We start from the raw sequence: 12381 nt of genomic DNA, 5'->3' as shown, positions 1-12381 counted from the left end.
GTATTCAATCATCTTTATCTATTCCCTACCGTGAAATAAAGAATTTATTTAAATTTCAATGATTATAGGAAGAATCATTGGTTTTCTTTTTGTCTGTTCGTATAAAAATCGCCCAAGCGCTTCTCTTATATGTTTTTTTAGAACATTCCAATTGATAATATTTGTCCTTTGTATATTATTAACTGTTGTTGTAACTAATTGATTAATTTCTTTTAAAATGTCTTCCGAATCACGCACATATACAAATCCGCGCGAAATAATATCCGGATTAGAAATCATTTTTCCTTCTGATTTACTAAGCGTTACGACTATAACAAGCATCCCATCCTCAGAAAGTTGTTTGCGGTCACGTAAAATAATATTTCCAACATCTCCGATACCTAATCCATCTACATATACATTTCCTGCAGGTATTCGTCTAGATTGATAAGCCACTTGGTTTCTTATATCAACAACATCACCATTATTCATAACAAAAATATTATCTTTCTTTACACCAACGGATTCTGCTAAAAGGCGATGATGATGTAACATTCTAAATTCTCCATGAATCGGAATGAAATATTTTGGCTTCATTAAAGTAAGCATTAACTTCAATTCTTCTTGATAAGCATGTCCAGAAACGTGCATCCCTGTTGAACTTCCTGATCCATAAATCACATTAGCTCCTAATAAAAATAAGTTGTCTACAATACGTGATACATTTCGTTCATTCCCTGGTATGGGAGTCGCAGCGATAATAACAGTATCTTCAGGCAGAATATCTACCTGTCTATAGCTTCCGCTAGCTAAACGAGCTAAAACAGCCATCGGTTCACCTTGGCTACCTGTACAAAGAATAGCTACTTTTTCTGGATCCATTTGATTAATTTCATGTGCTTCAATTAACATTCCCTCTGGAATATTCAAATATCCTTGTTCTAATGCGACAGATACTACATTTACCATACTCCTTCCGAGCAAAGCGAGTTTTCGATTTGTTTTAATGGCAGCGTCTACCACTTGCTGTACGCGATTAACATTAGAAGCAAAGGTTGAAATAATTACTTTTCTATGTGCTTTGAAAAATGCCTCTTCAATATGGTCACCGACTAATCGTTCTGATGGTGTAAAACCAGACCGTTCTGCATTTGTACTTTCAGAGAGTAAAGCTAAGACACCGCTTTCTCCAATTTTCGCCATTTTATGGATATCAGGATATTGATTATTGATTGGAGTCAAATCAAACTTGAAATCCCCTGTGTGTACTACTGTACCTTCTGGCGTATGAAAAACAATGCCAAGACAGTCTGGAATGCTGTGATTCGTTTTGAAAAAAGTAAGACTTATTTGTCCAAGTTCAATTAACGATTCAGAATCAATAACAAATACATCTGTTTCATTTCGCAGTCCATGTTCTTTTAATTTAACTTCAATTAAGCCTAGCGTTAAACGAGTTGCATAAATTGGCACATTCAATTGTTTTAATAAATATGGAATACCGCCAATATGATCTTCATGTCCATGTGTTACGACTAACGCTCGGATCTTATCTTTATTTTCCTGCAAGTATGTAATATCTGGGATGATTAAATCAATTCCTAATAAACTTTCATCAGGGAACTTGGAACCGCAATCAATAATGGCTATATCGTCTGCATATTGTATTACATACATATTTTTCCCTATTTCATTTACACCGCCTAAAGCAAAGATAGATAATGTATTTTCTGCCATATCCAAGATCAAAATCCTCCTTTTAACCATTTAAGTGTATATGAAGTTCTTTTTTATCATTAACCTATCTAAGTACATGTTATTCTATTTTGTAGTGAAACAAACATTGATTAAATGAAATATGAGATTGCACAAGAGTTTGGTATACATCTTCGCAAGGGTTTCCTTGTTAGTTTTAACTAAAAGCAGCATAAAATATTAGTACTGATATTTACTAAAGTAGTTATTCTACTCACCTTTTTCTCTTTTGGAACGCCGTTGTATAATTATTTAAAAAGATCCCATCTCTCATTTATAAAAACGAGAAATAGGATCTTTTTAATTTTGATTTATTCGTTTTTTATCTTAAACAGACCAATGTGCCGGACGAGAAAGCAAGCGAGGTAATTTTGTACGAGCATCACCCTTCGCCGAATTTATCTGCACTTGAGTAAGAAAGATACTCTCTGTGAGATCTGCTCCGCTAAGATCTGCATCTCGTAAATCTGCACCGATTAAGTCAGCTGCTCGCATATCTGCACCGCGAAGGTTAGCCGCAATCAAGTATGCTCCTCTTAAGTTAGCACCTCTAAGATCCGCGCCTTTAAGATTGGCACCCATAAGAATAGCGCTTCGATGGTTAATTCTCTTTCTTTTTTTGCTCCCCTTGCTCTGACGACTTGATTCTATCCACACGAGTTCGCTTGTCTTTAAAAGGAACTCATTTACATTCGCTCGGTGTGATGGAACGTCTAGTTCTAAAAGTAAATCGGGACTAAGTTGCGAAAATCGTTCTGTTTCATCAAGTGAGCGTCTAAGCTCTCTGTGAATCGGAAGAGTCGCTTTCAACGTCAATGCTTCCGTCAAATACGAGAGCATCTCATGAAGTTGCTGCATAATCGGGAACACATTGAACATTTTTTTCGCCGTTTCTTGGTTTTCTTTCCAATCAACGCCCCCAAAGGTCACTTGCGAAACTTTTTGACCTGCACCGAAGCATTCAAAAACAGTACATCCCTTAAACCCCTGTTGTCTAAGATTTTTATGAATGCTGCACCGAAAATCCGATTGAAGATTTTTGCATGGCGTTCCACCGTCTTTATCAATTGCAAAATCTGCCGAAGCTGCAAAAGGCAGTGCAACGCAACATAAGCCGAAGCAGTTCTCGCAGTCAGCGCGCAAACTATTAAAACTAGTATCATATTTTACATTTAAATCATTCTGTTTCTCAAACAATATGTGCATCTCCCTTGTTTCCATGTCCCTTATATGAATGTAATTTATAATTTGTTGATTCATTGTTTAAAAAAATGGTTATGTTATTAATTATTTCAATTGCCTAATTTATAATCTCTAAACCTATTACCATCCTAATCGATCACGAAGAGAAGTAATATGCGCAGTATGATGGCGACCGTGCCATGCATAAAGTCCAATCGTTACACCTAATTTATTGGCCCCTGATTCAGGATGATGAAACGTCTTTTCAAAATCACTAAGTTTCATCGATTGCAGTAAAGTAACCCATCGTTTATGTAATGATTCTAAAAGTGATAAAGACACATCTACCGGAAGCTCAGAATCAGGAAGGTCCGCCCATTTCTCTTCCATATACGGTTTAATTGTAGGAGTATGTTCTGTCAGTGCCAATTTAAAACGAATATAACTATTCATATGACTATCTGCAATATGATGAACAACTTGACGCACTGTCCATCCGCCAGGACGATACGGCGTATCGAGCTGAGTTGTATTTAAGTTTTTTATTGCTTGCGTTAATTCAGTAGGAAGGTTTTCAATTTGCTTTATCCAATTTTCAATTGTTTCATGTGTAATCGTTTCTTCATAAGTAAAATGACCGATCGGATAACGTAAGTCCATAATTGTATTGCTCTCCTTTTTTATTTTAGTTAGTATGTCTCCAAACATAATGGATAAAATCAGTATGAGGTGCGTTTTCATCAATTAAGATACATGAAAAATGGTTCTTTTTTAATACTTTTTGAGAAGCAATATTATCAGTTGTTGTTTTCGCAAGAACTTCCATAACGTGATAATTTGCGACTTCTTTTAAAAGGAGTTTTACGCCTTTAGTAGCAATACCTTTTCCAGCATATTTTTCTCCTATTCTATATCCAAGATACCCCAATTCTTTATCTTTCTCAAGGTCTACTAAATTAATTCGTCCAACAATTGTTCCTTCATCATTTCTAATGAGATGAAAATATGAAATACCTTTACATTGCTCTTGTAATAATTCATAAAATATCTTTTTAAAGGTTTCAAATGTATAGTATTCCTCACCGCGGCTTGGCACCGTCTTTTCGAAGAAGTCCCTATTACTACATTCAAAAGCAAATAATTCCTGTGCATCTTGTTCCTTTAACTTTTCTATATAGAGTTCCATCCATTAATCATTCCTTTTCCAAATCTATCAACTATATACATTTTGCTATTTAGTCATAAAATCCTGCTGAGGAACGATTATTTTCTTCGGCTCGTAAATACAGCAAACAGTACTTTTGGATGAAAAAGGTGTAAGGGACTACGTATGAGATTCATAACTCGTACTAATCGAATATAAATTTCTGGATTGCTTGCGGAAAGTTGATAGATTTTTTTCGTATACCACTGTTGAAATGGCTGCATAAAAGGTTTAACTCCTCTAATCTTAGGATGACGAAATGATTCTGTAGTAGTCATTTGCCACGGCGTTGCAATAATCTTGGCTATTCGCTTATAAAATTTTCTAGTGAATCCTTTTTTTAGCGGACTGCCTTGCTGAAGGCATCGCTGCAATTCTACTGCTTCCATCGCCGCAACAGACATTCCTTGTCCAAATACAGGATCAAAACGGCAATGAGCATCACCAATTACTAAGAAACCTTCTGGCATATTTCTCGCTAAATCAAAACGCCGCCGCACTTGGCAAGGGATTTTATGTATTTTTATATCTGTAATAGATTCTGCTTTTGTAAGAAAACCAAGTACATCTGGAATAGGTAGCTTATGAGCAAAGATAAGAAATTCTTTATCAGTTTGAGGCGGACACTCATCGGCGTAACCACTTAACGTTACAAAATAACGATTGTCTTCAATAGTTTGAATAAATGCACCATAAGGGTTTTCAGGGAAACTAGGAGAAACAAGTAAATTACACCAGTCCAAACGTTCTTTCTGTTTTAGGCAGACTAATTTAGTTGCATAAAATAACTGGATCCATACTTTTTCTTCTTTCACTTCTATACCATGTGTTTGTAACCATTCTATATTTTTAGAACCAAATCCGCTTGCATCAACAACTACATCTGCATGAAATTCCTCTTCTTTTCCTGTTTTCAAACATTGTGTTTTTACTCCGACAATTTTGTTCTGCTGCTTATCAATTAGCAACCGATTCACCTTTGTTTCATATTTCGTTCTAATATTAGAAACTTGATTAATCCGCCTTTGCAAATGCCACTCAAGCATCGGACGACTCTGTTGGACCATTTTTAATTCTCCAACAAAAGGTTGCTTCCATAAACCAAAATGATGCCACCTTAAATCTCCCGTAAAATTATTTACAATACCTCCATCTTCAATTAATTGCTCCGTAATGCTAGGAAATAATTTCTCAATTGCTTCTTCTCCACCTTTTAACAAAACATGAGGATGATAACTTTGCGGAAGTCTCTTTCTAGGTGTCTTTTCTGTCCATTCTTCTCCCATTTCTAAAACGATTACTTGCTGAAAATAATGTGATAAAGCTTTTGCAGTAAGTTTCCCAGCAACGCTTCCTCCAATTACAATTGCAGTCTCCAATACATTACCTCCTGAATGTTATTCACGTTATACCTCTTAAACAATACAATCTATGAAAAATTTTAAAAATCCTGTATCATAACTCAAATACAAGATTTTAATTTTCAGCGAGGATTTCATTCATTTTTATCCTTCATAACAAGTACTGCATGCGTAAATAATCCACAAGCAATCCCAACAAAAATCCCAATGTTAGGCTTTTCTAATAAAGTTCCCACGGCTAGGCCAAACATAAAAAATCCGCCATAAAATAAACTTACTGCTTGCCCATATTTTTTCATAGTCTTCCTCCCGTGAATAACCCCTCCTTATCTACCTTACGATCTGATTGAAGAAGGGGCTTCCTGTTTCATAGACCGTTGCATAGTGGGGTGTCCCACCGCGTCTTACACAGTCTCCACAGGCGTAGATTATACTGTTCGGACATAACTCTGCCCTACAGTTTATAGACTCTTTCGCTAGATTGTAACTGAGTTTATGAAGAAAATCTCTGCGCTGGTTCGCTACTTTTTCATGTAGCTTACGAACACGCTCGACTTGTTTTATAAAGTTAGCAGAACCTTTTTTCTTCTTAGAAAGTTTTCGCTGTGCTTTCTTGAGTTGTTTTTCTTTTTCACGGAGAAATCTAGGGTTTTCAAACTCTAAACCATTAGAAAGAACGGCATACTTATGTAATCCCACGTCAATTCCTATCGCACGATTGGTATCGATATCAGATGGTACCACTTGTCTTTCGACACAGAAAATAGCGTACCATCTTTTCCCTTGACGTTTTAGAATCAGTTGCTTGATTGTTCCTCCGAGTGGTCTATGAAGTAGTATATCTATTTCTCCTAATTTTTTATTGTATAACTTACCATTATCAGAAAAAGACATGGCATAACGATGCTTTCCGTTTGGTTTGAATCCAAATTGGGGAAACGTCATACTATTGTAGTCTTTATACTTTTTCTGTTTTGGATACTTTGCATCTTTACGAAAGAAATAATCAAACGCTTTTTTTAGACGTACAAAAACTTCTTGCAAAGGCTGAGAAGGTATTTCTTTTAGAAAAGTTTAGGAAATTCCTTTTTCATTCCTTTAGCTTACGCCAACCAAATTTCATTACCTCCCTACTCATTGTGCTTCATCCTTCTCATTCCTTGTAGAAGGAGAATTATTTTAGAATTATGTTAAAATACACCGGTAAATTGTAAAGTAAGAATTAAAATGCCAAGAGCCCATACATAATACGCAAACATTTTTAGAGAATGACGTTTTAAATATTGAATCAACCAGGAAACTGCAATATATCCAAAGAAAGCTGCCGATATCGTACCAACGATAAGTGAAGTATTAGAGATTGCTTCTGCTTTCCCTTGAAAAACATCAAGTGACTGTAAGATAATTGCTCCAACAATTGCAGGTGTCGATAATAAAAATGAAAAATAAGCTGCTGTTTCACGGTCTAACTTTCTCCATAAAGCAGCAACAATCGTCATACCTGATCTTGAAATTGCCGGAAAAATTGCAACTGCTTGAAATGAACCGATAATAAATGCGTCTTTATATGTAATATCGCCCATCTTCTTCCGTCCGCTTTTTTGATTCTCTGCCATATATAAAAATAAACCGGTCACTAAAAATTCCCATCCGATTGTAATACCCGTTTTTGAGATCTCTTCAAAGAAATCTTTAAACAATAACCCAATTACTACTGCGGGGATTGTTCCGATCATTAATAAATACGTTAACTTTGAAAACGGATTTTTCATTAAATACAGAAATTCTTTTTTATAATAAATGAAAACGGCTACTAACGTCCCTATATGTAGCATCGTATCTAAAAAAAGCCCTGCCTCATCTAAAGCAAAAAGGTGTCTCCCTAGATACAAATGACCAGTACTACTAATTGGCAAAAATTCCGTTAATCCTTGAATAATTCCTAAAATAAAGGCTTCTAACCAATTCATGATTGTCTCCTTTCAAGTTTGCTTGTACCAGTATATGTTTGTAATTTTTAGTTATGTAACATTATTCGTTTTTAATAGGTTGTTATATTGCATAACAATTGACAATCGCGAACTCTTAAAGATAATATAAATGCATACACAAGAATGTACGTTCGTTTTATAGGGTTAAAAATTATTAAAGGAGTGAATTGGAAATGGAAAATTCAAGTCAAAAAATTACTACGTTTTTAATGTTCCGGGGAACAGCCGAGGAAGCAATGAATCATTACACTTCTATATTTGATCAATCAGAAATCATAAGTATTTCTCGGTACGGAGCGAACGAAGCTGGCGAAGAAGGAACTGTGTTACATGCTACATTTTCATTAAAAGGACAACGATTTATGTGCATTGATAATAGTAATAAAGATGTACATAAATTTACACCCGCTATGTCATTGTTTGTCACTTGTGATACGGAAGAAGAAATTGATCGAGTTTTTGATAAGTTATCTCAAGATGGCGCTATTTTAATGCCACTAATTAATTCTCCCTGGAGTGCGAAATTCGGTTGGGTTCAAGATAAGTATGGCGTTTCTTGGCAGCTAAATCTTCCGAAAAACTAACTTTGCAAATAAATGAAAAATAAAATGACCTCAGGCATTATGCCGAGGTCATTTTACTTTTTTAATTTTTTATTTAAAAAATACTTTATCTACATTATATTTCGCTTGAAGTTCATTAATAATATATGTTTCGTAAATTTCTCGTTCCATCGGATCTTCTACGATACATGCATCAATTCGATATACTTCATCTCTGTATGCTTTGATCGGTGAAACATTATCTTCAAAATGCTTTTTAATTCTTTGACGTAATTTACGTGCTTTTCCAACGAATAGCAGCTCATCATTAATATTATAAAACATAAAAATGCCGCCTTTATCTCTTGGAATCAGATGGAAGTCAATAAATCCATTAATCGGAGTAATTATTGGTTCATCACCTTTTATTACTTGTTTACGCTCTGTAATCGTAACGTCCACTGCTGGTATCTCAATTTTGATCACTATATGTCACGTCCTTTTTTTGTTATAAAGGAAAATAGTATCACAATTATGTAAAAAAAACCATTATAATGTTATCCCATGTATATATAATATATGTGAGCTGAACAAAGGGCTCTCTCTTTTCAATGAAAACTCACGAATTATTTGATGAATAGAATCTCCGGTCTTAGAAACATTCATTTTAGTATCTCTTAAAAACATCAGGTTAATTTTGAGGGACAGATTTACTGCCCCATATTGTTTACTTATTTTGATTTTTTTTGAGCTCTTAATGCTATTTTTTCAAGTCCATTTTCTCCTACAAATTCTACATCTGCTTTTGGTAGAGCATTTTTATTATTCTTAAATTGATTATTCTTATTTTTAACCATTTTTTCACCACCCTTGTAGTTTGATTTAATTATTCCTTCAAGGATGCCAACCATAATAAATACGCTATATAAAGATCGTGGAGTAATATTTTTTCGTTATCGGCACCCACGATTTTAGTTTGCTTTCTTTTTTGTAGGCTATGCGATTTGATTTTCTTCTTTAACTAAACTCATCCATTCGCTCAATAAGAAATTGAATACAAAGCGACTGTAACCAATCGTTTTAGCAATTAATGTTTCTTGTTTCTTATTTGGATAGATTAGAAGTAAGCTACGCCTGATACAGTAACCAAATTTTCACCAGATGCCGCAGGTCCCATCTCATAAAATAAAAGGGGCTTTGCATCTGTCCTTCTACTTCTTATCCCCGAATCTGCCCATTCCCACGAATCACATATTTTGTGGAAGTCAATGCAGATAGCCCCATCGGTCCCCGCGCGTGCAGCTTTTGCGTGCTGATGCCTATTTCTGCGCCGAAGCCAAATTCAAAACCATCAGTAAAGCGGGTCGAAGCATTATGATAGAGCGCTGCAGCATCAACGGACGTGAAAAACTTGCTGACGTTTTCCTCGTTCTCTGTAATGATTGCTTCGGAATGCATGGAGCCATAAGCATTGATGTGGCGAATCGCTTCTTCAACAGAGGAAACAATTTTGACTGCCAGCGTAAGAGACAAAAACTCTGTTTCCCAGTCTTCTTCTGAAGCGGGTACAAGAGAAGAATCAATTGCCAATGCTTTCTTATCTCCACGCAGCTCCACTCCTCTTTCCTTCAAGAAAGAAAACAGCTCGGTACCGAATCGCTGCGCCCAATTCTCGTGAAGTATAATTGTTTCAATAGCATTGCATACAGACGGACGCTGTGTTTTGGCGTTTACGATAATATCGAATGCCATCTGTTTATCCGCTGTTTCATCAATGAAAATGTGACAATTTCCCGCACCTGTTTCCAATACAGGAACAGACGCTTCTCTCACTACAGTATCTATCAACTGCTTGCCACCTCTTGGAATAAGAACATCCAAGTACTCGTTCAATGTAAACAGCTGCTTTGCGCTGTCTCGTGAATTGTCTTCAATGAGCTGTACGCTTTCTGGAGGCAAGCTCGTTTCTTTAAGCGCACGATGAATGACAGCGACGATGGCTTTATTGGAATAAGCGGCGGAAGAACTACCACGCAAGATCGCTGCATTACCTGTTTTCAAGCAAATTGTGGCCGCATCTACCGTCACGTTCGGACGCGCCTCGTAAATCATCCCGACAACACCGAGCGGCACGCGCATCTCCCGAATAGACAATCCATTCGGCCGTTCCCATGCAGCTACACATTCTCCGACAGGATCGCGCAAATCAATCAGCTGCCGGATACCCTCTGTCATATCAATAATGCGCTGTTCATTCAGCATGAGGCGGTCGAGGAGAGAGGCAGACATTCCTTTCGCTTTACCTTGTTCGATATCCCGTTTGTTCTCCTCCAAAATATAGGATGTCTCTACTATCAATTGCTCAACGACAGCCACCAGTGCCTTATTTTTTTCATTAGTCGATTTGGTCACAAGCTCTCCTGCAATCTTTTTCGCTTTTTGTCCCTTTGCCAACACTTCATTCATTTTCGTTTCCCCCTTTTAAAGATTAAAAAGTATAACATTTGAGACGTGTCCAGTTCCGCCAACTAGGCACTACCATCCAAAACACTCCTACATAGATGTTAGTTGAATCCATCAGACGCTTAGAACGAAAAAAGACAAATAGCGCCTTTTAGGACAGAAGCCCCTGTGTTCTTCACTTGAACGATCCATCTCTCAATTCTTAAAATGAAACCCAATTATCCCTATGAATGACCTCGTAGCTATTCCTTTCGCCTCGCACTTGAATGTCATGGCTCTGCATACCTTTTAGCTCTCGCAATTCCTCTGCACTATATCTGCACTGTCCTTTCCCTATCACGCCTCCTTGCTCTGTGATGACCTCCACGACTTCGCCGACTTGAAAGATCCCAAACACATCGGTAACACCGGCAGGCAGAAGACTTTTTCCACGCTGAATGATGGCAGCGGCTGCTCCGGCATCCACTTCAATTTGTCCGCTGACAAGCGAATGTAGCGCGATCCATTGCTTGTTTATCTTGATCACTTTTTGAGGCGTATTGCCGATATACGTTCCATCACCTTTACCCTTCAAAACATCTAAAAACTTCTCCCGTCCACGTCCTGTTCCGATGAATACACTCACACCGAGAGATAGTGCCGTCTTTGCCGCATCGATTTTCGATTTCATGCCGCCGGTACCAAGTTTTGAGCCAGCATCTCCAGCAAGAGAGGCGATTTCTTCCGTAACGGCAGGGAGAAAGTAATACTTTTTCGCGTCCGGATTTTTCTGGGGATTCCGGTCATACAAACCGTTCACATCCGTAAAAATCATGAGCATATCCGCCGAGACAAGCCCGCTTACTAAAGCTGACAGCATGTCATTATCACCAAACGTCAGCTCCTCCAAAGAAATGGAATCGTTCTCGTTGATTATAGGAAGAGCGGAGCGGTTTAATAGCTCCGCTAAAGTGGCGTAGGCATTGCTGTATTGTTCTTTTCTAGAAAAATCGCTTCTTGTCAGCAGAAGCTGCGCGGTAACAATCCCATATTTGCGGAATTCCTCCGTATAGGCCTGCATTAACAGACTTTGTCCGACAGCGGCGGCAGCCTGCTTCCCTTTAATTGTCACGGTTCGGCCGGGATACCCGAGAGCGGAAAAACCTGCGGCGACGGCCCCAGATGTAATCAGCACGATTTCATGTCCTTCCTGCTTCAGTCGCGCCAAGGCGGCGACGTGATCTGAAAGCTGTTCGCCAGAGATGCCGCCATGATTTGCTGCCAAGGAACTGCTTCCAATTTTTACGACAATTCGTTGTTTTTTCACTTTTGTATCCCCTAGTCTAAAATAAAAGTTTTTTGTACATTGTGCTGCTTCTTTTTCAAATGGAGACAAACTATTTTTCTACCACGTGCAATTTGCAGCAAAGAATCCCTCACTAATGATGCCTATCTCGCAATAAAGAGCCAAATAAAAAAGACCGCTCCGCCCTTAAAAAAAGGACGAAACGGTCTTTGTTCCGCGGTACCACCTTCATTGATATAAATCTATATCCGCTTGTCGCCTGTAACGCAGGCATACGCCTAAACTTTCGTTTAAGACTCAGGGATAGGTTCGATAATTTCTATACGAGGAATCTTTCAGCCTGCGGATTCCACTCTCTTGTGCAAGAAGACATATGTACTAGTTCCCTTCAACGATTTTCACTTTAATTTTTATATAGTATGCAATATAACGCATTTTTATGTCAAGAGATATTTTAGAAAATAAGGAAGACGACAAGTTTAATTCCTGTTAATAAATGGAGCATTTAGGATATTACAGATTACAAAACTACTCTAAGAAAATTGCACGATAAGGACTACACCCCCTTACTATGACGACGTTCTCAAAGGAGAAAAACGTTGATATAACTATACTTTAT

The 12381-nt window shown here is 37.4% G+C and carries 13 protein-coding genes, 2 pseudogenes and 1 other annotated feature; of the genes and pseudogenes, 1 reads left to right on the top strand and 14 read right to left on the bottom strand.

The window, feature by feature from the left end; genetic code table 11:
• Positions 1–48: 48 nt before the first annotated feature.
• The 8 genes from V7024_RS20880 to V7024_RS20845 form a co-directional block, all read right to left on the bottom strand.
• The gene (locus tag V7024_RS20880; RefSeq protein ID WP_438824493.1) at positions 49–1716 is read right to left on the bottom strand and encodes a ribonuclease J; all 1668 of its coding nucleotides are present in this window, start codon (positions 1714–1716) and stop codon (positions 49–51) included.
• 345 nt (positions 1717–2061) lie between these two features.
• The gene (locus tag V7024_RS20875; RefSeq protein WP_335523460.1) at positions 2062–2940 is read right to left on the bottom strand and encodes a pentapeptide repeat-containing protein; all 879 of its coding nucleotides are present in this window, start codon (positions 2938–2940) and stop codon (positions 2062–2064) included.
• 117 nt (positions 2941–3057) lie between these two features.
• Entirely contained in the window at positions 3058–3579 is a 522-nt protein-coding gene (locus tag V7024_RS20870) for a YfiT family bacillithiol transferase (RefSeq protein WP_335523465.1), read from the bottom strand.
• Between the two features lie 22 nt (positions 3580–3601).
• Positions 3602–4102: a GNAT family N-acetyltransferase gene (locus V7024_RS20865; RefSeq protein ID WP_335523458.1), complete on the bottom strand. Its 501-nt coding sequence runs from the start codon at positions 4100–4102 to the stop codon at positions 3602–3604.
• A gap of 77 nt (positions 4103–4179) precedes the next feature.
• Positions 4180–5499, bottom strand: coding sequence for an NAD(P)/FAD-dependent oxidoreductase (locus V7024_RS20860; protein WP_335523456.1), 1320 nt, complete (start codon positions 5497–5499; stop codon positions 4180–4182).
• 116 nt (positions 5500–5615) lie between these two features.
• A complete protein-coding gene (locus V7024_RS20855) occupies positions 5616–5780 on the bottom strand; it encodes a hypothetical protein (RefSeq protein ID WP_335523454.1) in 165 nt (54 codons plus the stop codon).
• 31 nt (positions 5781–5811) lie between these two features.
• Entirely contained in the window at positions 5812–6540 is a 729-nt protein-coding gene (locus tag V7024_RS20850) for an RNA-guided endonuclease InsQ/TnpB family protein (protein ID WP_438824492.1), read from the bottom strand.
• Positions 6541–6671: 131 nt separating this feature from the next.
• Positions 6672–7451: an undecaprenyl-diphosphate phosphatase gene (locus V7024_RS20845; RefSeq protein ID WP_335523450.1), complete on the bottom strand. Its 780-nt coding sequence runs from the start codon at positions 7449–7451 to the stop codon at positions 6672–6674.
• 194 nt (positions 7452–7645) lie between these two features.
• On the opposite strand from V7024_RS20845, the gene V7024_RS20840 reads away from it, so the two are divergent.
• Complete coding sequence (locus V7024_RS20840; protein ID WP_335523448.1) at positions 7646–8056, top strand: VOC family protein; 411 nt, start codon at positions 7646–7648, stop codon at positions 8054–8056.
• A 69-nt stretch (positions 8057–8125) separates the two neighbouring features.
• Here V7024_RS20840 and V7024_RS20835 read toward each other — a convergent pair whose 3' ends face one another.
• From V7024_RS20835 to proB, 6 genes and pseudogenes are all read right to left on the bottom strand, one after another.
• Entirely contained in the window at positions 8126–8500 is a 375-nt protein-coding gene (locus V7024_RS20835) for a nucleotide excision repair endonuclease (protein WP_098917694.1), read from the bottom strand.
• Between the two features lie 90 nt (positions 8501–8590).
• Positions 8591–8680, bottom strand: a pseudogene (locus tag V7024_RS20830) (spore gernimation protein GerA); the annotation flags it as partial.
• 65 nt (positions 8681–8745) lie between these two features.
• Entirely contained in the window at positions 8746–8871 is a 126-nt protein-coding gene (locus tag V7024_RS20825) for a hypothetical protein (protein WP_268865113.1), read from the bottom strand.
• 156 nt (positions 8872–9027) lie between these two features.
• Positions 9028–9153: pseudogene (locus V7024_RS20820) on the bottom strand (helix-turn-helix domain-containing protein); the annotation flags it as partial.
• A 79-nt stretch (positions 9154–9232) separates the two neighbouring features.
• The gene (locus V7024_RS20815; RefSeq protein WP_335523443.1) at positions 9233–10480 is read right to left on the bottom strand and encodes a glutamate-5-semialdehyde dehydrogenase; all 1248 of its coding nucleotides are present in this window, start codon (positions 10478–10480) and stop codon (positions 9233–9235) included.
• Positions 10481–10679: 199 nt separating this feature from the next.
• On the bottom strand, positions 10680–11783 hold the full coding sequence (gene proB / locus V7024_RS20810; RefSeq protein ID WP_438824491.1) for a glutamate 5-kinase: 1104 nt from the start codon (positions 11781–11783) through the stop codon (positions 10680–10682).
• Positions 11784–11952: 169 nt separating this feature from the next.
• Positions 11953–12163 (bottom strand) — a binding site (T-box leader).
• Positions 12164–12381 lie beyond the last annotated feature (218 nt).

Source organism: Bacillus sp. JJ864 (genome assembly GCF_036963045.1).
GTDB classification, from domain to species: domain Bacteria; phylum Bacillota; class Bacilli; order Bacillales; family Bacillaceae_G; genus Bacillus_A; species Bacillus_A pseudomycoides_C.
Note: the sequence above shows the minus strand (reverse complement) of the source record. Positions and strands in the feature narration are given on the sequence as shown.

Bases quoted from the DNA above. Each gene is read 5' to 3' on its own strand.
- V7024_RS20880 (WP_438824493.1), bottom strand. From the start codon at position 1,716: ATGGCAGAAAATACATTATCTATCTTTGCTTTAGGCGGTGTAAATGAA.
- V7024_RS20875 (WP_335523460.1), bottom strand. From the start codon at position 2,940: ATGCACATATTGTTTGAGAAACAGAATGATTTAAATGTAAAATATGAT.
- V7024_RS20865 (WP_335523458.1), bottom strand. From the start codon at position 4,102: ATGGAACTCTATATAGAAAAGTTAAAGGAACAAGATGCACAGGAATTA.
- V7024_RS20855 (WP_335523454.1), bottom strand. From the start codon at position 5,780: ATGAAAAAATATGGGCAAGCAGTAAGTTTATTTTATGGCGGATTTTTT.
- V7024_RS20845 (WP_335523450.1), bottom strand. From the start codon at position 7,451: ATGAATTGGTTAGAAGCCTTTATTTTAGGAATTATTCAAGGATTAACG.
- V7024_RS20840 (WP_335523448.1), top strand. From the start codon at position 7,646: ATGGAAAATTCAAGTCAAAAAATTACTACGTTTTTAATGTTCCGGGGA.
- V7024_RS20825 (WP_268865113.1), bottom strand. From the start codon at position 8,871: ATGGTTAAAAATAAGAATAATCAATTTAAGAATAATAAAAATGCTCTA.
- V7024_RS20815 (WP_335523443.1), bottom strand. From the start codon at position 10,480: ATGAATGAAGTGTTGGCAAAGGGACAAAAAGCGAAAAAGATTGCAGGA.